Here is a 24,798-nt window from a genome sequence, read left to right as displayed (position 1 = left end):
CTCCGGATACGAGGGCCGCGACCGCTACAGCAGATCCAGCAGGAACGGCAGTTCCTGGGCCGCGTACCAAGCCAATTGATGATCCTCGGCATCGCCCAGCACGAATTCGGCGTCGGTGTCGCCCATGTCGGCGGCGTCGATCACATCGACGGCCTTGGCGATCTCCGGCTCGGCCTCGGCCAGATCGACGTGCACCGAGGCGATGCGGTCGTAGGGAATCGCGGCCACCAGCCGGACCACCGCGTCGTCCAGATCCGGGCGCAGCGTGGCCTCGTCCACGTCGGCGGCGATGACCGCGCGCCGGAAGATCGGGCCGCGCACGGGTGCTGCGGTGTCGTCGCCCGTGCCGTCGGCGTCCGGACCGTCGAACTCCTCGATCCCGGCCTGCTGATCGGCGAGCAGACGCAGCGAGGCGCGCGCGGCCTCGGACATCGCGACCTCGGCCAGCTCCTCGTCGTCGCCGGACGCGTACGCCTCGCGCAGGGCCGGGGTCACCGCGAAGGCGGTGTCGTTGAGGGCGCGAATCTCGCGGTCGGCGACCAGCTCTCGCAGCATCGGCACGGTGGCCGGCACGTACACGCGAAGTTTCTTCGAGACGCGGGACGACTCACTGGACGCAGGCACCGAGCATCTCCTCCATCGACTCGTGCACCGAAGCGGTCAGCACCGCGATATCCGCCATGGCGTCGCGATCGGCGGTGAGCCCGTAGCAGACGCGTCCGTCGTAGGACGTGAGCCCGATACTCAGAGCCTGAAAGCGCAGCAGCGGCGATACCGGGTACATCTCCAGCATCCGCGCGCCCCCGATGTACATCGGCTGCTGCGGACCCGGCGCATTGGTGATCACCAAATTGAACGTGTGTTCTGCGAAGGTACTCGCCGACCGCACACTCATGGCATGCAGGCTCGCCGGAGCGAATCCGGCCATATGCACCAGGGTCCGCGCCCGCACCCCGCGGTCGTGCCGCGTGTGCGGTTCGGTGGCGTGCATGATGTGCGAGAGCCGGATGATCGGATTCGGCTCGCCCACCGGCAGATCCACCATGATCGACGTGATCTCACCTGCGGGTTTGAGCTCGGCGCCGTCGGCGTAGACCGACATCGGGACCACCGCGCGCAGCGTGTCGGCCTCGGTCAGCACCTGCCCGCGCGAGAGCAGCCAGTTGCGCAGCGCGCCGGTGACCACGGCCAGGATCACGTCGTTGGTCGAGCAGTCGAAGCGTTTACGGATCTTGCGGTAGTCCTCGAGATCGGTGCGCACCACCTCGACCCGGCGATTGCGCGAGGTCCGCGTGTTCAGCGGGCTGTCCGGCGCGCCGAGCGCGGCCGCGCGCAGCATCGACACCATCTTCTGCACGGCCTTGCCGGTCGCGTCGACCACCGCGAACGCCTCCGCGCCGTGGTGGCGCATCACCTCGAGGGCCTCGCGCGGCTGGGTGGCCAGGTGCAGCACCGCGCCGACGAGCAGTTCCAGGTCGGCGGGTTCGCGATCCGCGCGCCAGGCGTCGTCGGCGACCTCGCGCGGATCGGCGGAGGTGTCCAGGATCACGTGCCCGATCTCGAGCGCGGAATCACCGTCGACCAGCGCCGAATGGGTTTTCGTGAACACCGCCGAGCGACCCTCGGACAGGCCCTCGACCAGGTACATCTCCCACAGTGGCCGGGACTGGTCCAGCGGATGCGAGGCCAGGCGCGCGACCAGGTCCAGCAGTTGCTCGTCGGTGCCCGGGGCGGGCAGGGCCGAGCGGCGGATGTGATAGCTGATGTCGAAGTGCGCGTCGTCCACCCACACCGGCCGGCCCAGCGCGAACGGGATCTCGCGCACCTTGCGGCGATACAGCGGCACCAGCGGCAGTCGCGACTCGACCAGCGCCACCAGGCGCTGATAATCCAGCGGCGCGGGCCCGGCATCGGCGCCCGGCGCGGGGTTGCGCAGGATTGCCAGGGATCCGATGTGCATCGGGTTGCTGCTCGATTCGAGCCGGTAGAACGACGCGTCCTGGGGCGTCAGTCTGGTGATCACGCTGCCCGCTACTCCCTATTTCCCTGCCTGTGCCCGCCGGTGTCCCCCGGGCACGGCATCGGCGGCGCGCGCCGGTACACCGGCAAGCTATCGCGATCCGTTCATCCGGGGATACGGTCCGAGCGACACTGCCCACCGTTTCGTCGTCATCGACGCCCCCGGCCCGGGTGTGCGGGCGCAAGCCTGGCGCACCCCGAACCTGGCTACATGGTACGACAGGGTCCCGAAATTGACTCCGCGCCAAGACGATTCGCTGGCGAATCGCCGGCCCCCGCCGGGCCGGGCCGGGGCGGGCGCGCGCTATCACCGCAGGTACGCCGAGCCGTGCCGTCCGCTGGGAGCGAAGCGGAACGCGCGCCGAACGCACTGCGCATTACCATGGGGTCGTGGCTGCGCTCTGCGCACCTGTTTCCCGCCCAGGCGGGGCCGCCTGCCCACCGACCAGAGGACTGACAAGACCCGTGCCTGCGCTGACGCTTTCGAGGTTGCTACGGATTGGTGAAGGTCGCACGGTCAAGCGGCTTGCGAACCTGGCCGATGAGGTCATCGCCTTGGACGAGGAGTTCACGGCGCTGTCCGACGGCGAGCTGCAAGCCAAGACCGCCGAGTTCCGCGAGCGCTACGCCGACGGTGAATCCCTCGACGACCTGCTGCTCGAGGCGTTCGCCACCGCGCGCGAAGCCTCCTGGCGCGTGCTGAACCAGAAGCACTACAAGGTGCAGATCATGGGCGGCGGCGCCCTGCACATCGGCAACGTGTCCGAGATGAAGACCGGTGAGGGCAAGACCCTGACCTGTGTGCTGCCCGCCTACCTCAACGCCATCGGCGGCGAGGGCGTGCACGTGGTCACCGTCAACGACTACCTCGCCAAGCGCGACGCCGAGTGGATGGGCCGTGTGCACCGCTTCCTCGGGCTCGAGGTGGGTGTCATCCTCGGTGGCATGACCCCGGCCGAGCGCCGGGTGGCCTACGCCGCGGACATCACCTACGGCACGAACAACGAGTTCGGCTTCGACTACCTGCGCGACAACATGACCCACTCGCTGGACGATCTGGTGCAGCGCGGGCACAACTTCGCCATCGTCGACGAGGTCGACTCCATCCTGATCGACGAGGCGCGTACGCCGTTGATCATCTCGGGTCCGGCCGACGCCTCCTCCAAGTGGTACGCCGAATTCGCGCGGATCTCCCCGCTGCTGAAGAAGGACCTGCACTACGAGGTCGACATCAAGAAGCGCACCATCGGCGTGCACGAGGCGGGCGTCGAGTTCGTCGAGGATCAGCTCGGCATCGACAACCTGTACGAGGCGGCCAACTCGCCGCTGGTCAGCTACCTGAACAACGCCATCAAGGCCAAGGAGCTGTTCCAGAAGGACAAGGACTACATCGTCCGCGACGGCGAGGTCATCATCGTCGACGAGTTCACCGGCCGAATCCTGGTGGGCCGCCGCTACAACGAGGGCATGCACCAGGCCATCGAGGCCAAGGAGGGCGTGGAGATCCAGCCCGAGAACCAGACGCTGGCCACGATCACGCTGCAGAACTACTTCCGCCTCTACGACAAGCTGTCCGGTATGACCGGTACCGCCGAGACCGAAGCGGCCGAGCTGCACCAGACCTACACCCTCGGCGTGGTGCCCATCCCCACCAACCGGGCGATGATCCGTAAGGATCAGGCCGACCTGATCTACAAGACCGAGGAGGCCAAGTACTCCGCGGTCGCCGACGACATCGCCGAGCGGCACGAGAAGGGCCAGCCGGTGCTGATCGGCACCACCTCGGTCGAGCGCTCGGAGTACCTGTCCAAGCAGCTCACCAAGCGCGGCATCCCGCACTCGGTCCTGAACGCGAAGTTCCACGAGCAGGAAGCGCAGATCGTCGCCGAGGCCGGTCGGCCCGGCGCGGTCACCGTCGCCACCAACATGGCCGGCCGCGGTACCGACATCGTGCTCGGCGGCAACGCCGACATCATCGCCGACCTGCTGCTGCGCAAGCAGGGCCTGGATCCGGTCGAGACCCCGGCCGAGTACGAGGCGGCCTGGCTGCCCGCGCTCGAGAGGGTCAAGGAGCAGACCGAGGCCGACGCCGAGGAGGTGCGCGAGGCCGGCGGTCTGTACGTGCTGGGCACCGAGCGGCACGAGTCGCGGCGTATCGACAACCAGCTGCGCGGCCGCTCGGGCCGTCAGGGCGACCCGGGCGAGTCCCGCTTCTACCTGTCGCTGGGTGACGAGCTCATGCGGCGCTTCAACGGCGCGGCGCTCGAGTCGATCATGACCAGGCTGAACCTGCCCGACGACGTCCCGATCGAGGCCAAGATGGTCTCGCGCGCGATCAAGTCGGCGCAGACCCAGGTCGAGCAGCAGAACTTCGAGATCCGCAAGAACGTCCTCAAGTACGACGAGGTCATGAACCAGCAGCGCAAGGTGATCTACGCCGAGCGCGCCCGCATCCTCGAAGGCGAGGATATGGAGGGCCAGGTGCAGGAGATGATCACCGACGTGATCACCGCCTACGTCAACGGCGCCACCGCCGAGGGCTACGTCGAGGACTGGGACCTGGCCAAGCTCTGGACCGCGCTCAAGACGCTGTACCCGATCAGCCTGGACTACAAGGAACTGGCCGGGATCGGCGAAGACGGCGAGCTGGGCGAGCTGGACCGCGACGAGCTGCTCGACGCCGTGCTCGACGACGCGCACACCGCGTACGAGAACCGCGGCGCGGAGATCGACTCGCTGGCCGGCGCGGGCAGCATGCGCAACCTCGAACGGCAGATCCTGCTCTCGGTGCTGGACCGCAAGTGGCGTGAGCACCTGTACGAGATGGACTACCTCAAGGAGGGCATCGGCCTGCGCGCGATGGCCCAGCGCGACCCGCTCGTGGAGTACCAGCGCGAGGGCTTCGACATGTTCTCGGCGATGCTCGAGGGCCTGAAGGAGGAGTCGGTCGGCTTCCTGTTCAACCTCCAGGTCGAGGTGCAGGCGCCGCAGCCCGCCGGGGTCTCGGTCGGCGCGGGCCTGCAGTCGCCGGTCGGCAACCGCCCGCTGCCCACCCAGGAGCAGGCGCAGGTCGCCAACGGCGCCCCGGCCGCCTTGCGCGCCAAGGGGATCGACGAGTCCGCGCCGCGCGGGCTCAGCTACTCCGGTCCGGCCGAGGACGGGCGGGCCGTGGCGCACAGCGAGGATCAGGAGTACGGCGGTCCCGCCGATTCCTCCACTCGCCGTGAGCGCCGCGAGGCCGCCCGCGGTGCGGGCAAGCTGGACAAGGCGCCGAAGTCCAAGCGCCGCCGCTGATTCGAATCGACGAGCGCCCGGTCCGATGGGGCCGGGCGCTTTTCGTTCGGCGGGTGCGGCACTTTGCTGCGGCTACGGAGCGGTACCCCGTGAACAGGGAAGACGCCCCGGGTGAAACACCCGGGGCGTCTTCGTGTTTCCAGCGCCAGCTGGAGTCGTGGGCGCGGATACCGGCCAACCCCTGGAGGTATCCGCGCGTGCTGTTGCCGCCCGCCGGGGGTGCGGTGCACTCCGGCGGCGGGGCGATCGGCCGCATTCGCGGCCCGTGTACCCGCACCATCGCACGAATCCGCGAACGCAATCCGTCGCCGTTGAATATTTAGCACGCATTCGTGAAATTCGGCAACCCGTGATGAATACCTCGCGGTTTGCTGTGAATGGCGTTAATTAATTCGGGCACGCCGAATTTGCCCCACGTCATTGCGGCGTGTTGCGTTGGTCGGGCGCTGTCTCGCGGATGTGGGTGCCGAAGCCCGTGGCGTTCGGCGGTGACGCGGATTCCCCTGGTCCTGTGCTCGGTAGCGGGCCCCTCCTGGTAAAAGCCGCCCCGACTCGGCTGCTTTTACTGCTGGTTACGAGCCTAGGCGGGGTGTGGGCGACAGGCATCGGTCGCCGTATCGGTCGGGTGCCCGAGGGCTGCTCGTTATCGGCGTGTGATGTGCGGTACAGCGTCAAGGGCGGTTGGCCTGGAGGTTTGATTGCAGCTTATTAGCTGGGGTAAATTGCATTGTGCGCGACGAGGCGGGGATACGCGGGCGGGGCCCGGAGCTGGTGCGGCTGGACCAATTACTCGCCGACGCGCGCGCCGGTCACGGCGCCGCCCTGGCGATTCACGGTGAGCCCGGCACGGGAAAGTCCGCCCTGCTGCGCGCGGCCGTCCGCCGCGCCACCGGCTTCCGCGTCCTGGAGTGCGCCGGCGATCCCGCCGAGTCGTCCCTGCCCCACGCCGCCCTCCACCAACTCCTCCTCCCGGTGGCCGCCCCCGTCTCCGCCCTGCCCGAGCCGCAGGCCGCCGCCCTGGAAGTGGCCCTGGGCGTTCGCTGTGCGCCGGAAGGCGCTGGTCCCGAAGCGGTTCCGGGCGCCCGTGTCGCGCCCCCGGCCGCCGATCGGGAACTCGGCGACGCACCCGAGGTCAGCGCCCCGATCGGGCAATCCGCTCCCGCACAGTCGAATCCGGCCCCCGGCTTCCTCCTCGGCGCGGCCCTGCTCACCCTCTTCACGACCCTGACCGACGACCGCCCCCTCCTACTCGCGGTGGACGACGCCCATCTCCTGGACCCCGAAACCACGACGGCCCTCCACTTCGCCGTCCGTCGCGCGACCAACCTCCCCCTCCTGCTCCTGTGCTGCCTGCCGCCGGAAGCGGATGCGCTCCGGACGGATTCGGCACCCGGGCGTCTGGGAACCCGTCCCGCCGCTTCAGCAACCGGGCACACGGGTGACTTGGCGATCGAGAGAGATCGTTCTGCAGCTCCCATGGTTCCCACAGCGCGGGATCGCGATGACGTGCCTGCCGGATCGCGACTTCCCGGGGCAGCCGGTGGTGTGTCCACAGATTCGCCTGGCCGTCGGCGCTCCGGCTGGGGCGAGGCGCGTGACCCGGGACCGGTTGCGGCGGGGTGGTATCGGCTGCCCGCGCTGGTACTCGGGGGGCTCGACGACCGAGCGGCTCGGGAGCTGATCGAGGAGCGGCACGGGGCGTTGCCCGCGTTGCGGGTCGAGCGGGTGCTGGCGGTCGCGGGCGGGAACCCGCTGGCGTTGCGGGAATTGCCGGTCGGGGCCGAGGAATTCGGGGGGTCCGCGTTCGGGCCCGTGCCGGTGGGGGAGCGGTTGCGGGCGGCCTATCGGGACCGGATCGCGGGGCTCGACGCGGGAGTGCGTGAGCTGCTGCTGTTGGCGGTCGTAGAGGAGCGCGGGGTGTTGCGGGTGCTGCTCGACGCCGCGCGGGAGCTCGGGATCGACGAGAGCGCCTGGGAGGCGGCGGAATCGGCGGGGGTGCTGGCGGTGGGGGACGGGCGGGTGCGGTTGGGGAAGCCGCTGCTGGGGATGGCCGTGTACGACGCGGCCACGCCGGAGCGGCGGCGGGCGGCGCATCTGGCCCTGGCGGGAGCCCTGACCGCGCCGGGGGAGCTGGATCAGCGCGTCTGCCATCGGGCGGCGGCGCTTCGGCGGCCGGACGAGCAGCTCGCCCTCGCGCTCACGCACGGCGCCGAACAGGTGCGCGGCGGCGTGCTCACCGCCGCGGCCATGCTGCGCCGGGCCGCCGCGATCACCCCGGACCCGGTGCACGCGAGCACAAGGCTGGCCGCCGCCGCTCGATTCAGTTGGGCCGGAGGCGATATCGAGTCCGCGCGGCGACTGCTCGACCGCGCCACCGAATGGATCGGCGCCGACCGCGCGGCCGCGGCCAGCGGCGGGCTCGCCGGACTGCTCGAGTTCGTGGCGGGCGAACCCGAACGCGCTGGCGCCCTGCTGCTGCGCGACGCCGCCCTGCTGGACGGCGAAACCTCCACCGGGCTGCGGGAATTGGCCGATCGCGCGAATTGGGCCGCGGCGCTGGCCGATCCCGCTCCGGTGCGGACCCGGGATCTCGAGTTCGGCGGGCGCCTGCGCGCCGAGATCACCCCGGCCGCGGTACGCCAGCTCCCGCCCGCGCCGCTGGTGCTGTTGTGGGGCAAGGCCGATCGCGCCGTCGAGCCGTTCACCCGCCGCGTCGCACAGCTGCGGGAGAGCGGTGAGCGCGCGGCGGCGGTGCATCTGCTGCCGCAGCTGGCCATCGTGCAGTTCGCCAACGGCCGGGTGGCGGCCGCGCAGGAATCGCTCACCGAGGCGTTCGAGCTGGCCCGCGCCACCGGCACCGGCAATGTCCTGGCCCAGTGCTGGAATCTGCACGCGAAAATCGCGGCGATGCGCGGGGATTCGGACCTCGCGCTGGAAAGCCTGGACCGCGCCCTGGCTTTGGCGCGCCCCCGCCGCGCGCACGCGCTGATCGCCTCCGCGCATTGGCATCTCGGCTTCCACGCCCTGAGCGTCGGCGACCCCGAGACCGCCTACCTGCGCCTGCGCGCGCTGGCCCAGCCCGGCCACGACGCCCGCCACCCCACCTATGCGCGCCTGGCCGCCATGGACCTGGTCGAGGCCGCGACCCGCGTCGGCCGCCCCGCCGAGGCGGCCGAGCACTACGCCACCGTCCGCTCCTGGGCGGTCCGCTCGCGCGCGGACTGGGCGGTGGCCTCCGCCTACGCCTGCCGCGCCCTGATCAGCACCGACGAGGAGCGCGCAGACCACTATTTCCGCCGCGCCCTCGCCGTGCGCCGCACCCGCCACGATCTGAATCAGGCCCGCACCCACCTGCTCTACGGCGCCTGGCTGCGCCGTGTCCGCCGCCGCGCCGACGCCGCCGAACAGCTCCGCACCGCCCTGGAGTCCTTCGAGCGCATGTCCGCCACCCCCTGGGCCGACCGCGCCCGCCAGGAATTGGACCTGACCGGCCGCCGCACCCCCGCCCCCGATCGCGGCTCCGCCCCCGTCCTGACCGCCCAGGAGTTCCGCGTGGCCCGCATGGCCGCCCAGGGCATGACGAACCGCGAGATAGGCGTGGATCTGCTGCTGTCCCCCCGGACGGTGGGCCACCACCTGTCCCGAGTCTTCGCCAAACTCGGCTTGACGGCCCGAGGCGAGCTGGCCCGCATCGACTTCGACAACGGCCTACGCCTGATTCCCCCGCACTGATCCGCCCCGCGCCCACCGCCGATCCGGTGTTCGAGGCCCGATCGCGATACCGCCCAGCCCCCGCGCCGTCGAGCTGACGATGTCGCGATGCCGCACCCGGCTCCGTGTCGTTCGAGCCTGCCTGTCGCGCCGCAGTCGCGATCCGCCCCAACCGCTCAGTCGTCGATCTTCAGCGACTCACCCCAGTGCCGGGGGTCCCAGTTGACCAGGATCATCCCCGCCACGCTCCCGGCGCACGCCCCACACGAGTTCACGTTGATATGACTGTCCACGTCGGTCTCCCCCTGCAGGACCGCCCGCATCGACAGCCACACCGCCCGCAGGTACAACCCCGCCGGGTTCCCGCACCGGACACATTCCGGCAATACCTGACTGTCGTCGTTCCGCCCGACCCGAACCTCCGGCGTGACCGGCGCCCCTGCCCCCAGTTCCGGGTCGAGTAGCGGCGAGAACTCACTCCGCTCATGGTGTTCCACCTCGGCAGGCTAACCATTCGCACGATTTCGCGCACCCCTTACGCCGTACGAGATTTGCCCGCCCGGTAGATGGTCGTGCCCGACCGCGCCTTGTTCCAGGAAACGTCGGTGGTCAAGGCTCGAGAGTCGGTCGAACAACGTCCGCGACGGCCCGTTTGCCGGAGAGTGGTGGTGGAGGGGGATCGGTTGGATTCGGCCCACCCCTGCGGGCCCGCTCGCTCGACCACCAGATCAACCACGGGCGAACCGGACACGCGGACGATCTCGAAGCAGATGGTCAGAGCCGGGTGTATTCGGTCAGATCGATATCGATGTCGAAGGGTACGGAGAGCCGCAACCGGTCGTGGTGGATTCCGGTGGGAGCGTAGGCCTTCGTGGCTGGATCGAGCTCGTAGACGTAGACGACGGCTCGGTCGTGGACATTCTCGACTCGCCAGAAGTGTGGGATGCCGGCCTGCCCGTACAGCTGTGGTTTGCGCTCGCGGTCGCGAACGATCGAGTCCGGTGAGACGACCTCGACCGCGAGCACGACGTCTGCGGGCCGATACGAAGTCTGCTCCGGACCCTGCTCCCCACTCACGTGAACGATCAGGAGGTCGGGCTCGGGCCGCTGCCGGGTGCCGAGCGTGACGGTCATTTCGCGCCGCACCCGCACGGTGGTCGGAGCCAGCGCTCTCAGCGAGGTGACGAGAAGATCGATGACGAGCGCGTGGAACTTCATCTGCGGGCTCCCGAAGACGAGACTCCCGTCGATCAGCTCGGTATGCGGAGGCAGATCAGGCAGGCGGTCCAGATCGTCGGCTACATATCCGCCGAGCGGTGGGATCGCCCACGCGGGTAGTGGGCTGCCCACTTCTGGCATCGGGTCCGCAGTCATCGGGTCCTCATTCCACGCCGAAACAGCCGGTGTCCTCCACGATCGGATTCAGTCGCTTCATTATTGCGGGTGCGGAGGTCGGCGCTTCCGGCCCCGCAATCTCAGCTCACGCTCGTCCCCTGCCCCTTGAACCAGGGGTCGTTGGTGTTCAGGGCGGTGAGGAGGAGGCGGATCGCGGCCACGCGCGCCTCTTTGCCGGGGAGAGTGTCGAGGGCGCACTCGGGGTCGGCGGGCGGGCCCAGGTGGGTGCAGCCGCGGGGGCAGTCCTCGATCGCGTCGGCCAGGTCGGAGAAGGCGCCGATCACGTCGTCGGGGGTGATGTGGGCCAGGCCGAAGGAGCGGATGCCGGGGGTGTCGATCACCCAGCCGCCGGACTCCAGAGGCAGGGCCACGGACTGGGTCGACGTGTGGCGGCCCTTGCCTACGCCGGAGACCATGCCCACCGCCCGATCCGCTTCGGGGACAAGGCGATTCACCAGCGTCGACTTGCCGACCCCGGAGTGCCCGATCAGCGCGGTCAGGCGGTCGTCCAGCAGATCCAGCACCGGCTCGAGGGGTTCCTCGATACCGCCGTAGACGATCGTCAGGTCCAAATCCTCGAAGGCGGCCGCGAACTCGGACTCGGCGGCCAGATCGCGTTTGGTCAGGCACAGAATCGGTTGCAGCCCACCGACATACGCCGCGACCATGGCGCGTTCGACGAACCCGGTGCGCGGCGGCGGGTCGGCCAGCGCCACCACGATGAAGAGCTGTTCGGCGTTGGCGACCACGATCCGCTCGAACGGGTCGGTGTCATCGGCGGTGCGCCGCAACACCGTTCGCCGGTCGGAGACCCGGATGATGCGGGCCAGGGTGTCCGGCTTACCGGACAGATCCCCGACCAGATCCACCTGATCCCCGACCACGATGGGCGTGCGCCCCAGTTCACGGGCGCGCATGGCCACGATGCGGCGATCGGGATCGTCGTCGAGGACGCACCCCCAGCGCCCCCGGTCCACGGAGACGACCATGGCCGGCTCCGCGTCCAGATGCTGGGGACGGGTCTTGGTCCGGGGACGTGAGCTCTTGCCCGGACGGATCCGGACATCGGACTCGTCGTACTCCCGGCGCCTCAGCGGACTGCCCCGGTCCCGCCGAGCATGCCTTCCCAGAGGGCGACGAAATCGGGCAGCGTCTTGGCGGTGGTGCCGATGTCCTCGATCTCCACCCCGGGCACCACGAGTCCGAGGATCGCGCCCGCGGTGGCCATGCGGTGGTCGGCGTAGGAGTGCCACTGCCCGGCGTTGAGCGGAGTGGGATCGATGACGAGCCCGTCGTCGGTCTCGGTGACCTTGCCGCCGAGCCGGTTGATCTCGGTGGAAAGCGCTGCGAGCCGGTCGGTTTCGTGCCCGCGCAGGTGCGCGATGCCGCGCAGCCGGGACGGCGAGTCGGCCAGCGCCGCCAGCGCCGCGACGGTCGGGGTCAGCTCGCCCACGTCGTGCAGGTCGATGTCGATGCCCGCGAGCCGCTCGGGCCCGCGCACGGTGAGCACACCGTCGAAGATCCGCGCCTCCGCGCCCATGCGCACCAGGATCTCGCGGATCACGTCGCCGGGCTGGGTGGTGTAGCGCGGCCAGTGCGGAATGCTCACCTCACCGCCGGTGACGGCGGCCGCCGCCAGGAACGGCGTGGCATTGGACAGGTCGGGTTCGACGTCCCAGTCCACGGCCCGGATCGGCCCCGGGTGCACCGTCCAGCTCTGGGTCCGGCGCGGATCCTCGGGCGCGTCCACCCGCACGTCGGCCTCGCGCAGCATCTGCACGGTCATCTCGATGTGCGGCATGGACGGCAGCGATCCGCCCGAATGATGCACGGTCACACCCTGTTCGAAGCGCGCCGCCGACAGCAGCAGCCCGGACACGAACTGCGAGGAGCCCGAGGCGTCGATCGTGATCGGCCCGCCGCGCAGCGATCCCGTGCCGTGCACGACGAAAGGCAGTGCGTCCCCGTCGATGTCGAGCCCGAGTCCGCGCAGCGCCTGCAGGATGGTGCCCAGCGGCCGCACCCGCGCCTGCGCGTCGCCGTCGAAGGCGACGTCCCCGGTGGCCAGCGCCGCGACCGGCGGCAGGAACCGCATGACGGTCCCGGCGAGCCCGCAGTCCACGACCGCGCTGGTGAACTCCTTCGGCGGGGTGACCGTGACCGTGTCGCCCTCGCCCTCGATGGTCGTGCCCATCGCCCGCAACGCGTCGATCATGAGGTTGGTGTCCCGGCTGCGCAGCGCGCCGCTGATGGTGGACGGCCCATCGGCCAGGGCGGCCAGGATGAGCGCCCGGTTGGTGATCGATTTGGACCCGGGCAGGGTCACTGTCGCGTTGACGGACGTGTGGACGTGGGGCGCGGGCCAGAAAGTCACGCCCCCATCCTCCCAAACGATGGTGGGGTTCCGAGGCCGCACGCCCCCATTCCGGTCAATACGCCCGTCTGGGGCGCTACTTCGGCGGATGCTGCCAATCGGAAACGGTCTCCGGCGCCGATCGGAGCCGGCGGGTTCGCGTGCCCGGTCCCCGCACCGCCCCCAGCGCTCGAGTCCGGCGGTGGTTGGTCCCGACGAGCACTCGCCCGGGAAACCGAAACGCCCGGTCCGTCGCACTCGACGGACCGGGCGTGAGTTCCGATGCCGGAACCGGACTTCCTACTTGTTGCGCCCGTGCAGCAGCGGCACGATCTTGCGCAGCAGCTTCATGGTCGAGTCGGTCCGGGAGTACGACAGCAGCGCCATGCCCGGAATCGCGAAGCGCTGCACCGCGATCGAGTGCGGGCTGGTGAACTCCAGCAGGCCCGGCGCGCCGTGGATGCGCCCGATGCCGGAATCCCCGCTGCCGCCGAAGGGCAGGCCGGAGATGGCGGCGAAGGCCAGCACCGAGTTGACCGAGGTGGCGCCCGCCTTCAACCGGCGGGCGATGTCCAGGCCGTTCTTCTTGGAGTACACCGAGGAACCGAGGCTGAAGGTGCTGTCGTTGGCCAGCTTCACGGCCTCGTCCACGCCGTTGACTGTGCGGATGGTGACGGTCGGCCCGAAGGTCTCCTCGCACACCGCGGCCGAGGACTCGTCGGCGTCCACGATGATGACCGGCTCGATGTACGGGCCCTTGATCGACTCGACGCCGCCGAGCACGGCCGTGCCGCCGTTCTTGAGCGCGTCCTCGATGTGCCGGCGCACGATGTCGATCTGGCTGGGCATGGTCATCGGGCCGTACGAGGCGCCCGCGTCCGAACCCGGCTTGATGTCGGTGAGGATGCGCTTGACCTCGGCGACGAACTCGTCGGCGATCGACTTGTCGACGTACACGCGCTCGACGCCCGCGCAGGTCTGGCCGCTGTTGGCGGTCGCGCCCCAGGCCACGGCGTCGGCGGCGGCCTTGATGTCGGCGTCGGCGGCCACGATGACCGCGTCCTTGCCGCCGCATTCGAGCAGGACCGGGGTCAGGGTGTCCGAGGCCGCGGCCATGATCTTCTTACCGGTCGCGGCGGACCCGGTGAAGGCGACCTTGTTCACGCCCGAGCGCACCAGCGCCGCGCCGGTGGCGCCGTAGCCGTTGATGGTGACGAACACCCCGTCCGGCAGCTCCGGGTTCGCCTCGGCGAAGCACTTGGCGACGAAATTGCCGATGCCCGTGGAGTATTCGCTCGGCTTGAACACCACGGTGTTGCCCGCCGCGAGGGCGTAGGCGATGGAGCCGTTGGGGGTGTAGACCGGGTAGTTCCAGGGCCCGATGATGCCGACGACGCCGAGCGGGCGCTGCTCCAGGGTCGCGGAGAAGTTGGCCATCAGCGCGCCGGGCGCGATCTTCTTGGGCTTGAGCACCTTCTCGGCGTTGGAGGCCGCCCACTTGATGTGCTCGAGGGCGAGCATCAGCTCGAGGAAGGCGTCGTCGAGCGGCTTGCCGTTCTCGGCGTGGATCAGCTCGCTGAGTTCATCGGACTTGGCGACCAGCTGCGAGCTCCAGCGCAGCAGGTGCTTCTTGCGCTCGCTGTAGTTGAGCGCGCCCCAGGTGAGGGCGGCGGTGCGGGCCTTGGCGACGGCCGCGCGCACGGCGTCCTCGTCAGCGACCGGATAGGTGGCGAGCACGTCGCCGGTGGCGGGATTGACGGAGGTGAGCGTGGCGTCTCGATCGATCGAGGCGGCGGTGTCGGTAGCAGACATGTGTGGCGACGTCCCTTTACGAGAGTGTGATGCGACGAACGTCTCATACCTCCGAACTGAAGTCAATTGCCATCAGATGATTGTGTCGGAGTTCGGTGGCACGATGAAGCCTATGTGTGGAAGGTATGCGACAACCACGAATCCCGCCACGCTCGCCGTCGAACTCGACGCGCTGGACGAGACCGGGGATACCGGCTTCGATCCGAACTACAACGTGGCCCCCACGAATCAGGTGCTCACGGTGGTGCAGCGGCACGATCGCGACCATCCCGAGGACCCGGCCACCCTGCGCGTGCGCGCCATGCGCTGGGGCCTGATCCCGCCCTGGACCAAGACCGCCGAACCGGGCGTGCCGGTCAAGGGCAAACCGCTGTTCAACGCCCGCGCCGACAAGGCCGCCACCACCGCGTCCTTCCGCGACGCGGTCAAGAAACGCCGCTGCCTGGTGCCCATGGACGGCTGGTACGAGTGGGTCACCGAACCCGGCGGCACCGGCAAGGCCGTCAAACAGCCGTTCTTCATGTCCGAGGCCGACGGCGGCCGCCTCTACATGGCCGGGCTCTGGTCGGTGTGGCGCGATCGCGATCAGGGCGACGCCGCGCAGACCCTGCTGTCCTGCACGATCCTGACCACCGACGCGGTGGGGGAGCTGACCAAGGTCCACGACCGCATGCCGCTGCCGATGCCGCGCGAGCACTGGGACGCCTGGCTCGATCCCGATCACCCCGCCCCCGAGGAACTCCTGGACACCCCTGCCGCCGCGGCGGTCTCGAACATTCTCATCCGCCCGGTGCCGATGCTGGTGAACAGCGTGAAGAACAACGGCCCCGAGCTACTGGACGAGATCGACGAACGGGCCGGGCAGCAGATCAGCCTGATCTGAGCCCGGCCCGCACGGTCACCGGTGTTCGCGCCGATGAATCAGATGGTGCACTTCACCGTCGGCAGTGCGAAGTTCAGCCCGCACTTCACCAGCCCGGCGACCGTGTCGATGACCTTGTTCGCCACACCGCCGCCCAGGCTCTCGGCCTTCTCGGTGTTCTTGTCCTTGGGCTGCTGCTGTTGCGGCCCGGGCATCCCCGGGTTGGGGAAGCTCGGATTCTGCACCTGGACCACGCCCGCGGGCGCGGCCGTCGCGGTGGCGACGGTCAGCGCGCCCGAGCCCGCGGTCATGAGCAGGACACCGGACACAGCGACAACACCTAGGCGAAAACGCCGTTGGGGAGACATAACCGCATCACATCCTCGGGGTCGAACGAACCTTGCGAGACGGATAACGCATGTACAGACAAGTAACGCACACATCCGGCCGCGACTCGTGGAATCGCGACCGGACGCGTGCGTGTCAGGCGGCGGGGCCGGCCCCGCCCGTCGTCACGGGATGATCGAGGCCGCGGCCTCGTCCACCTTCTCCTTCTCCTGCTGTGCCGCCTGGATGCCGCCCGCGGTGCGCAGCGGCACCTCCTTCCAGAACAGCACCAGGATCAGCGCGAGCAACGCGACCCCGGCCGCGGCCAGGAACACCGTGTCCATGGCGTTGGCGAAGCCGACCTTGAACGGATGCGCCAGCGTCGGGCTCAGCTGCTGAATCACCGAGCTGTCGTCGAGCACCTTGGCCGCGGCCTCCGGGTTCTGTGTCGCGAGCCCGGTGGCCAGCGCGGCCTCGGCCGCGTTGTCGCTGTGCGTACCCTGCACGACCGCGGACTGGAAGGCCGGATCGGTTGCCGCGGACCGCAGTTCGGTGCTGATGTTGGGCCCGACCTGGGCGAACATGATCGACAGGAACACCGCGACGCCCAGGGTGCCGCCGATCTGCCGGAAGAACGTCGCCGCGGCCGTGGACACGCCCATGTCCTTGGGCGGCAGCGCGTTCTGGATGGCCAGGGTCAGCGGCTGCATGAGGTTGCCCAGGCCCAGGCCGACGATCAGCATGAACGCCATGGTCACGCCCAGGGCGGTGTCGGCGGTGACGAAGTGCAGCAGGAACAGGCCCAGCACCAGCAAGCCCGCGCCCAGCGGCGGGAACACCCGGTAGCGCCCGGTCCGGGAGATGGTCTGACCGGCCACGATCGAGGCCACCATCATGCCGATGACCAACGGCAGCATCTGCATACCCGCCAGCGTCGGGCTGGATCCGCGCACCACCTGCAGGTACTGCGGGATCATGGTCATGCCGCCGAACATGGCCGCGCCCACCACGATCGAGATGCCGACGCCGATGGCGAAGGTCGAGTTCTTGAACATGCGCAGCGGAATCAGCGCGGCGTCACCGAGTTTGGCCTCGACCGCGATGAACCCGAGCAGGCCGAACACGCCCAGCGCGTAGCAGATGATCGAACTCGTACTGCTCCAACCCCATTCGCGACCCTGCTCGGCCACGACCAGCAGCGGCACCAGGCCGATGGCCATGGTCAGCACGCCGAACCAGTCGACCGCGACCTTGGGCCGGGGCACCTTCGGCAGGTTGAGCACCTTGGCGACCACCGCCAGCGCGATGATGCCGAGCGGCACGTTCACCAGGAACACCCAGCGCCAGCCGGAGATGCCGAGGATCTCGCTCTGCCCGGCCAGCACGCCGCCCAGCACCGGTCCGGCCACGCTGGAGGTGCCGAAGACCGCCAGGAAGTAACCCTGGTAGCGGGCGCGCTCGCGCGGGCCGACCATATCGCCGAGGATCGTCAGCGCCAGCGACATCAGACCGCCCGCGCCCAGTCCCTGGAACGCGCGGAAGGCGGCCAGTTCGTACATGGACTGGGAGAACGTGCACAGCAGCGACCCGAGCACGAAGATGATGATGGCCGCCAGGTAGAACGGCTTGCGGCCGTACATGTCCGAGAGCTTGCCGTACAGCGGGGTGGAGAGGGTCGCGGTGATCAGGTACGCCGTGGTGACCCACGCCTGCATCGAATAACCCTGCAGGTCATCGGCAATGGTGCGGATGGAGGTCGACACGATCGTCTGGTCGAGCGCGCCCAGCAGCATGCCCAGCAGCAGGCCGCTGAGCACGACCATGATCTGCTTGTGCGTGAACCCGGCCGGTGATGCTTCGTTCTGCGTTGTTGTCGTCACGAATTGCTCTCTGCGGAATCGGTTTTCGGGTGAAGTGTGGGGTCGGCCTTCGGGTAGAGGGCGGCCAGGATGGCGGAGCGGCTGAGTTCGTAGTCGTCGACGAAACGGCTCAGCAGGGTGGCGAAGCTCGCGCGTTCGCCCGGGGTCCAGTCGCTCATGATGAGCTGCAGTGATTCGTTGCGCCGGGTGCGGATCTCCGCGGCGACCGCGCGCCCGGTCTCGGTGACGGCCAGGACGCTCACGCGCCCGTCCGTGTTGTCCGCGCGCCGCTCCAGGAAGCCGCGCTTGACCAGGTTGGCCGCCTGCCTGCTGATGGTGGAGGCGTCGGAGAACAGGGCTTCGGCCAGCGCGCCCGAACGCATGGGCCCGTGGTGGATCAGCTGGAACAGGATGGCGAACGCGGCCGGTTCGACCTCGCCGTTGGTGGCGGCGGCGATCTGCGCGTTGGTGCGATCACGCAGCCGGCCGAGGCGAATGATCTGGTGCGCGACGGTGTCGGCCAGGTCGTCGGTGACGACGCAGCCGGTGGTCGCGGGGTCGGCGGCCATGCCACCTCCTTGTATCCGGAAACTTCTTGCATGGGTCAACTAGTTGCAAGATGCAAGTATGTGCAGATAGTTGTCTAAAGGCAAGTTTCTTTCCGGATATTCCCCGGCACGTGGCCGGACTCACCCGCTCGCCGCGGCATCACCGCAGCTCGGGGGGTCGCTCCGAATTTCAGCGCACCGCGATGTCCGCGGTCACCGCGCCCGTGAGCGTCACCAGATCGGCGGGCGCGACCTCGATCTCCAGCCCGCGCTTGCCCGCGCTGCACAGCACCCGGTCGAAGCCCAGCGCCGATTCGTCGATCACCGTCGGCAGCCGCTTCTTCTGCCCGAGCGGTGAAATACCGCCCAGCACATAGCCGGTCGTGCGTTCGGCGCGCGTCTTGTCGGCCATGACCGCCTTGCCACCGCCGAGCGCCGCCGCCGCGGCCTTGAGCGAGAGCGAGGTCGGCACCGGCAGCACCGCCACCGCCAGCCCGCCGGCCCCGAGGTCGATCACCAGGGTCTTGAAGATCTGCCCGGGTACCAGCCCGAGCTGCTCGGCGAGCGCGTCGACGGCCTCGGCGCCGTAGGAGTCGCTGCGCGGATCGTGGGTGTACGCGTGCACCCGATGCTCGGCGCGGGCCTGCACCAGCACCTTGATCGCGGGGGTCGAAGCAGCTGCCATGCGCTCACCCTAGACAGCCCCCACCTCGGCCCGATAGCGGATTTCATTACCCCGGGAACATGCCGGCCGCCGACCCTGTTGCACGCCATACGCGTATCGCGGAGAGATCATCCGCACGGCGCACGCATCGGTCAGCCCCGGTCCGCGCCGCCATCGTTCACTTAGGAGGAGTCGGTGACCGTCTTGGTCGAAGACCCGGTGCGGATCGAACTGTTCGACATCCTCACCGACGTCGCGCCCCCCGCCGGGTTCCCGGCCCGTATCCCGCTCGCGGTAGATTCAACTGCTACGGCGATCGAAGGGAATAGCGTGAGCGACGACGACATGGTGGTCGATCGCCTGCCCGATGACGACTCGGAATCAGCCGAGACCGTCGACGGGGGCGGGGACCTAGCGGTCGAGAACGACGACGCGGCCGCCGGCGAGGCCGATGAGACGGGCGCGCGCAGCAGCGAGAGCGCCGAGGAACTGGGGCGGCGTTTCGAACGCGACGCGCTGCCGATGCTGGATCAGCTGTACGGCGCCGCGCTGCGCATGACGCGCAACCCGGCCGATGCCGAGGATCTGGTGCAGGAGACCTTCGCGAAGGCGTACCAGGGCTTCCGCTCCTTCCGCGAGGGCACCAACCTGCGCGCCTGGCTGTACCGCATCCTGACCAACACCTACATCAACTCGTACCGGAAGAAGCAGCGCCAGCCCGCGCAGTATCCGACCGACGAGATCACCGACTGGCAGCTCGCCGCCACCGCCGAACACACCTCCCAGGGGTTGCGCTCGGCCGAGATGGAGGCCCTGGAGGCGCTGCCCGACGACGACATCAAGCGCGCTCTGCAGGAGCTGCCCGAGGAATTCCGGATGGCGGTGTACTACGCCGACGTGGAGGGCTTCCCCTACAAGGAAATCGCCGACATCATGGGAACCCCGATCGGAACCGTCATGTCCCGCCTGCACCGCGGCCGCAAGCAGCTCAAGGGGCTGCTCGCCGACGTGGCCCGCGAGCGCGGCTTCAATCGTTCGGGCAATGGCACGCGTCAGGAGGTAAACCAGTGAGCGACGACATGGACATGGACTGCACGTCGGTCCTCGCCGATGTCTGGCTGCTGCTGGACAACGAGTGTGACGAGACGGCGAAAGCCCGTCTGCAGGAACACATCAACCGCTGCTCGCCGTGCATCGAGGCGTACGGGCTGGAAGAGAAGCTCAAGTCGCTGCTGAACCGCAAGTGCGGCGGCGAACGCGCCCCCGAGTCCCTGCGCGCGCGCCTGACGATGGAGATCCGCACGACCTTCACGCAGGTCGAGACCAAGATCGAACCCGGCGCCTGACGACCCCCGGGAAAAGCATGAGCGGCACACTTCCTCGGAAGTCGTGCCGCTCAGTGCATTTGGAGCTATAAGCCCAGCTCAGGCGTTGGGACGCTTGCCGTGGTTGGCTGCGTTCTTCTTCCGGCCGCGCTTCTTACGTCCACGCTTACCCATAGGTATTCTCCCTTCTGTTTAGCTCATTCTTTCATGTGTGGTTGGGTGTACCTTCAGCGGATACAGGTCCACGGAAACGAAGAGGTGTCATGGCCGAGGAAGTGCTCGCGGAGATGGTGTCGACCGTCTACCAGATCGTCGCCGCGGTGGGCGATCAGGTGAGCGAAGGTGACACCCTGGTCATCCTGGAGTCGATGAAGATGGAGATTCCGGTGGTGGCCGAGTCCGACGGGACGGTGACCTCGATCAACGTGAAGCCCGGCGACGTGATCCAGAAGGACGACCTGATCGCGGTCATCAGCTAGATTTTCTGCCCCCGCTCCGGCCGGTTCGGGCCTCGTCGCTCGCCTCCGCTGGGGCACGGTTCCCGGCGTCGTCATGCGAGGATTGCTCTGTTGTGGGAGCAGAGGAGCGTGGGTGGAATGTCGACACTGAGCGATCTACTGGCCGAGCACACCGATCTACCGGGTGCGGCCGTCGATCATCTGCAGCGGGTGGTGGGGGACTGGCAGCTGCTGGCCGACCTGTCCTTCGCGGACCTGCACCTGTGGGTCGGGACCGGTCCGATCACCGACGGCGCGGACGTGGTGTGCGTCGCCCAGTGCCGCCCGACCACCGCGCCCACCGTGCACCCGGAGGACCTGGTCGGATCGCTGGCCAGTAAAGAGGCCTTCGCACAGATTTTCCAGGCGCTGCTCACCGGTGAGATCGATCGCGTCGACTCCGACGGGGAGGTCGCCGGGGTCTACCACCCGCACCCGGTGGCCGCGATCCGCGAGGCCATCCCGGTTCGCGTCGGCGACGACGTGATAGCGATTCTCGGCCGCGACACCGACGTGCAACGCCGAAAGATGCGCTCCAGCTTGGAGATCGCGTACATGTCCTGCGCCGACGACCTGTGCCAGATGGTCGCCGACGGCACCTTCCCCGCGCTCGAGGATCGCACCGGTTCGCACTCGAGCCCGCGCGCGGGCGACGGTTTCATCCGGCTCGACACCGACGGCATCGTGGATTACGCCAGCCCCAACGCACTTTCGGCCTACCACCGCATGGGTTTGCAGAACGATCTGGTCGGCCAGGACCTGGCGCTGACCACCCGCTCGCTCATCACCGACCCCTTCGACGCGCAGGAGGTGGTCGGCGACATCCAGGCCGCGCTCGCCGGAAAGGCCGGGCGCAGAATGGAAGTCGAGGCGCGCGGGGCCACGGTCCTGCTGCGCACGCTGGTGCTGCGCCCGCACGGCGAACTCGCCGGCGCGGCCGTGCTGGTCCGCGATGTCACCGAGGTCAAGCGCCGCGACCGCGCGCTGCTGTCCAAGGACGCGACGATTCGTGAGATCCACCATCGGGTGAAGAACAACCTGCAGACCGTGGCCGCGCTGCTGCGCCTGCAGGCCCGCCGCACCGAGAACGAGGAGGCGCGCCTCGCGCTGACCGAGTCGGTGCGCCGGGTGACCTCCATCGCCTCGGTACACGAAATGTTGTCGATGTCGGTTGACGAGGAAGTCGATCTCGACGAGGTGGTGGACCGCCTGCTGCCGATAATGGCCGACGTGGCGACCGTGCACACCGCGCGGATCAAGGTCCGGCGCGCCGGCTCGCTGGGCGTGTTCTCCGCGGAACGGGCGACGCCGCTGGTCATGGTGCTCACCGAGCTGGTGCAGAACGCGATCGAGCACGCCTTCGATTCGGGCGAGAACGGTACCGTCACCATCCGTTCCGAGCGTTCGGCGCGCTGGCTGGACGTCATCATCAGCGACGACGGCCGGGGGCTGCCGGACGGGTTCAGCCTGGAGGCTTCGGACCGGCTGGGCCTGCAAATCGTCCGCACTCTGGTCACGGCCGAACTCGGCGGTTCGATCGGCCTGCACCCCGGCGCGGACATCGGCACCGACGCTGTCCTGCGGGTGCCGCTCGGGCGGCGTTCGGCGCGCTGAACAACGCGAAACGGACGCCGACAAAACCGAACAGGCGCACCATTCCTGAGATAAACCTGTGAGGGTCTCGCCACATTCGAGGCGGGACCCTCCCGCCATTCTTGGATAAGGGCGATTCCAATGAGCGGGAATTGTTCTTGTGTACAACAATCGCGGGCGCTCGTGTTTGCGGCCCGATCGTTATCGGGGATGTGAACCCGGTCCTTACACACTGAAGCCCGGCACCTGTGGTGGTGCCGGGCCGAATTGCGTCTTGGCCGTTGGGCTGGGCCAAAACGCCAGGTTGTCGTCGTGCCGGTCGAGTACCGGCTAGACGACGCTGCGGGTGCGGGTGCGCGCGTTGCGACGCTTGAGAGCGCGACGCTCGTCCTCGCTCATCCCACCCCATACACCGGCGTCCTGCCCGGACTTCAGGGCCCAGGACAGGCAATCGGCGGTGACAGGGCAGCGAGCGCAGACCAGCTTGGCATCGGCAATCTGCGCGAGCGCAGGACCACTGTTACCCACCGGGAAAAACAGTTCGGGATCCTCGTCGCGACAGATGGCCTTGTGGCGCCAGTCCATTCCTCTGCTCCTTTGCTAGGGCATGCACATGGCTCTGCCCCTCGGGGTTTGTGGTCCGTTCACTTGTGCGACTCGAATGTTTCCGCACGGTTGCTTGTGAATGCTTTCACGAACACCGTAGATGTCAATAGATACTTGGTGCACCGTGGGGAAGCTCACGCTGTAAGGCCCCTACAAGACGGGCCTGCCGGATCATTTGTACTCGGTCTAGCGGGTTTTCGCAGCACAACCGCAAGGTTTCTCAGGTGAGTCCAGCCGACTACGGCTTCGGCGCGACCACATCGAGGATATCCGGGACGGCTGTGAAATTCACCATGTTGCGCCGACCAATGAAGTCGCCATCGATTTGCAACCCGATGGGTTCGTCGACCTCGACGCGCACGCTCGGCACGTCGTCCGCCCGGAACAAATTGTGTCCCTTGGGATTTCCATTGCTCGCCAGCAACTCTCTGGCGATCAACAGTGTAGGCAAGACTCCCATGGTTCGCATGGCAAACACTCCGAGACCCGACTCGAAGGAGGTGCCCGGGTTCGTCACCACGGGCGTGCTGTCGAGGTAGGTCCAGGGACTGGTGTTGGTCACGAACGCGTAGTGCACCTTCGTGACCGGTTCGTGACCTGGAATCACCAGGCGCACTCGGGGTTCGCGGCGCTGGGCGCGGAAGAACTGGTTGACGGTGGTGCGCAGGTAGCGGGCCGGGGTGGCGGCTTTGCCGTTGGCGCGCTTGGCATCGATGGCCTCGCACACGTCCGCGTCCAGGCCGACGCCGGCGCTGAAGGTGAACCAGCGATCGTCGGCGACGCCGAGGCCGATGCGGCGGTCGGTGTCCAGCGCGAGCAGATCGATGAGCTGGTTGGTGGCGGTCACCGGATCGGGCTCGATCCCGAGCGAGCGCGCGAACACGTTGGCCGAACCGCCGGGGATCACGCCCAGGCGCGGCAACCACTCGCGCGGGGTGCTGCCGGGCAGCGGGAGGAAGCCGTTGATGGTCTCGTTCACCGTGCCGTCGCCGCCGTGCACGACGATCAGGTCCATGCGGTTGTCGGCCGCCCAGCGCGCGAGTTCGGCGGCGTGACCACGGTGTTCGGTGTGCGCGACGGTGAGCTGGGTGCGAGATTCCAACGCGTGTGCGAGCAGATCGCGAGTTGCCGGGGTGGTCGAGGTGGCATTGGGATTCACGATCAGCAGCGTCCGCACGGCGTCCATCTTGCCCGTTGCCCCGCTCGGCCCGACCCGCAACCCGGCATTCGCGGGCGCCACTCGTTGTTCGGGGCCCGCCCGGTTCCGGATGGGACTCCGGTGGGCGAGTGCGGCGCGGGGTCGCACCGGTGGTGAGCGGGCCGGTCGTGGCGGAGGCGACCGAGCGCAGCACTACGCACGGTCGTAGTCTTGGGGCGTGGCTGAGGAGAACAGTGTGGACGCGGACGTTTCGGTCGTCCCCGGGACGGTGCGGGCGGCCGGTGCGCTGGCGTCGGTGCAGGGCGGGCTGGGGGTGATCGTGGCGCTGGTGCTGGTCCTGCGCGCGGCGACCGGCGCGGATCAGCACGTCGTGAACGGGTACGCGACCGCCGCGTGGCTGTTCGTGCTGGCGGGCGCGGTCCTGGCCGCGGGCCTCGGCCTGCTGCGCGGAAAGCGCTGGGGGCGGTCGATCGCCGTCATCGCGCAGCTACTGCTGCTGCCGCCCGCCTGGTACATGCTGACCTCGCATCAGCCGGGGTACGGCATCCCGCTGGGCATCTCCGCGATCGTGGGCCTGGGGCTCCTGATGGCGCCGGCCTCGAGCCGGTGGATGGCCGCCGGTTACGACATCGAGGACTAGGCGCCGGGGCGATTCGACGGTTGCCGGTCGGTAACCATCGTCGGCGGGGTCGTAAACCCCGCTGAATAAGCCGGAGAGCGATTTTGGTCGGCTGTCCATGTAGTTGCGGCAGGTACGCCGGTTTCGGCCCGCTG

At 68.7% G+C, this 24,798-nt stretch carries 22 protein-coding genes; 8 read left to right on the top strand and 14 right to left on the bottom strand.

Annotation, left to right across the window (positions count from 1 at the left end; all coding sequences use genetic code 11):
- Positions 1-24: 24 nt before the first annotated feature.
- Positions 25-555 carry a DUF6912 family protein gene (locus ACWDOP_RS18620; protein WP_454203667.1) on the bottom strand — a complete coding sequence of 177 codons (531 nt, stop codon included), beginning with the start codon at positions 553-555 and terminating at the stop codon, positions 25-27.
- Between the two features lie 52 nt (positions 556-607).
- Positions 608-2,023, bottom strand: a complete 1,416-nt coding sequence (locus ACWDOP_RS18615) for a WS/DGAT/MGAT family O-acyltransferase (RefSeq protein ID WP_456346087.1) — start codon at positions 2,021-2,023, stop codon at positions 608-610.
- A 461-nt stretch (positions 2,024-2,484) separates the two neighbouring features.
- On the opposite strand from ACWDOP_RS18615, the gene secA reads away from it, so the two are divergent.
- Entirely contained in the window at positions 2,485-5,313 is a 2,829-nt protein-coding gene (gene secA / locus ACWDOP_RS18610) for a preprotein translocase subunit SecA (RefSeq protein ID WP_456346086.1), read from the top strand.
- A 729-nt stretch (positions 5,314-6,042) separates the two neighbouring features.
- Positions 6,043-9,045: an AAA family ATPase gene (locus ACWDOP_RS18605; protein WP_456346085.1), complete on the top strand. Its 3,003-nt coding sequence runs from the start codon at positions 6,043-6,045 to the stop codon at positions 9,043-9,045.
- 155 nt (positions 9,046-9,200) lie between these two features.
- Here the strand turns inward: ACWDOP_RS18605 and ACWDOP_RS18600 are convergent, their stop codons facing one another.
- From ACWDOP_RS18600 to ACWDOP_RS18580, 5 genes are all read right to left on the bottom strand, one after another.
- Entirely contained in the window at positions 9,201-9,521 is a 321-nt protein-coding gene (locus tag ACWDOP_RS18600; RefSeq protein WP_456346084.1) for a hypothetical protein, read from the bottom strand.
- Between the two features lie 277 nt (positions 9,522-9,798).
- A complete protein-coding gene (locus tag ACWDOP_RS18595; RefSeq protein ID WP_456346083.1) occupies positions 9,799-10,398 on the bottom strand; it encodes a Uma2 family endonuclease in 600 nt (199 codons plus the stop codon).
- 101 nt (positions 10,399-10,499) lie between these two features.
- Positions 10,500-11,549 (bottom strand): ribosome small subunit-dependent GTPase A, encoded by a 1,050-nt coding sequence (rsgA, locus tag ACWDOP_RS18590; RefSeq protein WP_456346132.1) that lies wholly within the window; start codon positions 11,547-11,549, stop codon positions 10,500-10,502.
- Positions 11,510-12,793 (bottom strand): 3-phosphoshikimate 1-carboxyvinyltransferase, encoded by a 1,284-nt coding sequence (gene aroA / locus ACWDOP_RS18585; RefSeq protein ID WP_454203593.1) that lies wholly within the window; start codon positions 12,791-12,793, stop codon positions 11,510-11,512. Before aroA ends, rsgA begins: the two co-directional genes overlap by 40 nt.
- Positions 12,794-13,072: 279 nt before the next feature.
- Positions 13,073-14,584, bottom strand: coding sequence for an aldehyde dehydrogenase family protein (locus tag ACWDOP_RS18580; protein WP_456346082.1), 1,512 nt, complete (start codon positions 14,582-14,584; stop codon positions 13,073-13,075).
- A 112-nt stretch (positions 14,585-14,696) separates the two neighbouring features.
- On the opposite strand from ACWDOP_RS18580, the gene ACWDOP_RS18575 reads away from it, so the two are divergent.
- Entirely contained in the window at positions 14,697-15,467 is a 771-nt protein-coding gene (locus tag ACWDOP_RS18575) for an SOS response-associated peptidase (protein WP_456346081.1), read from the top strand.
- Between the two features lie 38 nt (positions 15,468-15,505).
- On the opposite strand, the gene ACWDOP_RS18570 is transcribed toward ACWDOP_RS18575, so the two are convergent.
- From ACWDOP_RS18570 to ybaK, 4 genes are all read right to left on the bottom strand, one after another.
- Positions 15,506-15,775, bottom strand: a complete 270-nt coding sequence (locus ACWDOP_RS18570; RefSeq protein ID WP_454203590.1) for a hypothetical protein — start codon at positions 15,773-15,775, stop codon at positions 15,506-15,508.
- A gap of 183 nt (positions 15,776-15,958) precedes the next feature.
- On the bottom strand, positions 15,959-17,653 hold the full coding sequence (locus tag ACWDOP_RS18565) for an MDR family MFS transporter (RefSeq protein ID WP_456346080.1): 1,695 nt from the start codon (positions 17,651-17,653) through the stop codon (positions 15,959-15,961).
- A complete protein-coding gene (locus ACWDOP_RS18560; RefSeq protein WP_456346079.1) occupies positions 17,650-18,201 on the bottom strand; it encodes a MarR family winged helix-turn-helix transcriptional regulator in 552 nt (183 codons plus the stop codon). Before ACWDOP_RS18560 ends, ACWDOP_RS18565 begins: the two co-directional genes overlap by 4 nt.
- 169 nt (positions 18,202-18,370) lie before the next feature.
- On the bottom strand, positions 18,371-18,865 hold the full coding sequence (gene ybaK, locus ACWDOP_RS18555; protein ID WP_454203587.1) for a Cys-tRNA(Pro) deacylase: 495 nt from the start codon (positions 18,863-18,865) through the stop codon (positions 18,371-18,373).
- A 174-nt stretch (positions 18,866-19,039) separates the two neighbouring features.
- Between ybaK and ACWDOP_RS18550 the strand changes: the two genes are divergently transcribed.
- A complete protein-coding gene (locus ACWDOP_RS18550) occupies positions 19,040-19,915 on the top strand; it encodes a sigma-70 family RNA polymerase sigma factor (protein ID WP_454203586.1) in 876 nt (291 codons plus the stop codon).
- Positions 19,916-19,923: 8 nt separating this feature from the next.
- Positions 19,924-20,190, top strand: a complete 267-nt coding sequence (gene rsrA / locus ACWDOP_RS18545) for a mycothiol system anti-sigma-R factor (RefSeq protein WP_354987376.1) — start codon at positions 19,924-19,926, stop codon at positions 20,188-20,190.
- A 78-nt stretch (positions 20,191-20,268) separates the two neighbouring features.
- On the opposite strand, the gene ACWDOP_RS18540 is transcribed toward rsrA, so the two are convergent.
- Positions 20,269-20,343: a 50S ribosomal protein bL37 gene (locus tag ACWDOP_RS18540; RefSeq protein WP_153805149.1), complete on the bottom strand. Its 75-nt coding sequence runs from the start codon at positions 20,341-20,343 to the stop codon at positions 20,269-20,271.
- Between the two features lie 89 nt (positions 20,344-20,432).
- Between ACWDOP_RS18540 and ACWDOP_RS18535 the strand changes: the two genes are divergently transcribed.
- Positions 20,433-20,648 carry a biotin/lipoyl-binding carrier protein gene (locus ACWDOP_RS18535; protein WP_454203585.1) on the top strand — a complete coding sequence of 72 codons (216 nt, stop codon included), beginning with the start codon at positions 20,433-20,435 and terminating at the stop codon, positions 20,646-20,648.
- A 117-nt stretch (positions 20,649-20,765) separates the two neighbouring features.
- A complete protein-coding gene (locus ACWDOP_RS18530) occupies positions 20,766-22,280 on the top strand; it encodes a sensor histidine kinase (RefSeq protein ID WP_454203584.1) in 1,515 nt (504 codons plus the stop codon).
- A 309-nt stretch (positions 22,281-22,589) separates the two neighbouring features.
- On the opposite strand, the gene ACWDOP_RS18525 is transcribed toward ACWDOP_RS18530, so the two are convergent.
- Positions 22,590-22,844 carry a WhiB family transcriptional regulator gene (locus ACWDOP_RS18525; RefSeq protein WP_033087439.1) on the bottom strand — a complete coding sequence of 85 codons (255 nt, stop codon included), beginning with the start codon at positions 22,842-22,844 and terminating at the stop codon, positions 22,590-22,592.
- 259 nt (positions 22,845-23,103) lie between these two features.
- Positions 23,104-24,042 carry a diacylglycerol/lipid kinase family protein gene (locus ACWDOP_RS18520; RefSeq protein ID WP_454203583.1) on the bottom strand — a complete coding sequence of 313 codons (939 nt, stop codon included), beginning with the start codon at positions 24,040-24,042 and terminating at the stop codon, positions 23,104-23,106.
- A 199-nt stretch (positions 24,043-24,241) separates the two neighbouring features.
- On the opposite strand from ACWDOP_RS18520, the gene ACWDOP_RS18515 reads away from it, so the two are divergent.
- The gene (locus ACWDOP_RS18515) at positions 24,242-24,664 is read left to right on the top strand and encodes a hypothetical protein (protein WP_456346078.1); all 423 of its coding nucleotides are present in this window, start codon (positions 24,242-24,244) and stop codon (positions 24,662-24,664) included.
- Positions 24,665-24,798 lie beyond the last annotated feature (134 nt).

The organism is Nocardia sp. NPDC003693, from assembly GCF_053981095.1.
This window is presented reverse-complemented; position numbering and strand designations above follow the sequence as displayed.

What these genes read in the sequence shown, in the direction of transcription:
- ACWDOP_RS18620 (WP_454203667.1), bottom strand. Translation starts at nt 555, where the DNA reads ATGCTGCGAGAGCTGGTCGCCGACCGCGAGATTCGCGCCCTCAACGAC.
- ACWDOP_RS18595 (WP_456346083.1), bottom strand. Translation starts at nt 10,398, where the DNA reads ATGACTGCGGACCCGATGCCAGAAGTGGGCAGCCCACTACCCGCGTGG.
- ACWDOP_RS18580 (WP_456346082.1), bottom strand. Translation starts at nt 14,584, where the DNA reads ATGTCTGCTACCGACACCGCCGCCTCGATCGATCGAGACGCCACGCTC.
- ACWDOP_RS18575 (WP_456346081.1), top strand. Translation starts at nt 14,697, where the DNA reads ATGTGTGGAAGGTATGCGACAACCACGAATCCCGCCACGCTCGCCGTC.
- ACWDOP_RS18560 (WP_456346079.1), bottom strand. Translation starts at nt 18,201, where the DNA reads ATGGCCGCCGACCCCGCGACCACCGGCTGCGTCGTCACCGACGACCTG.
- ybaK (WP_454203587.1), bottom strand. Translation starts at nt 18,865, where the DNA reads ATGGCAGCTGCTTCGACCCCCGCGATCAAGGTGCTGGTGCAGGCCCGC.
- rsrA (WP_354987376.1), top strand. Translation starts at nt 19,924, where the DNA reads ATGGACATGGACTGCACGTCGGTCCTCGCCGATGTCTGGCTGCTGCTG.
- ACWDOP_RS18535 (WP_454203585.1), top strand. Translation starts at nt 20,433, where the DNA reads ATGGCCGAGGAAGTGCTCGCGGAGATGGTGTCGACCGTCTACCAGATC.
- ACWDOP_RS18530 (WP_454203584.1), top strand. Translation starts at nt 20,766, where the DNA reads ATGTCGACACTGAGCGATCTACTGGCCGAGCACACCGATCTACCGGGT.
- ACWDOP_RS18525 (WP_033087439.1), bottom strand. Translation starts at nt 22,844, where the DNA reads ATGGACTGGCGCCACAAGGCCATCTGTCGCGACGAGGATCCCGAACTG.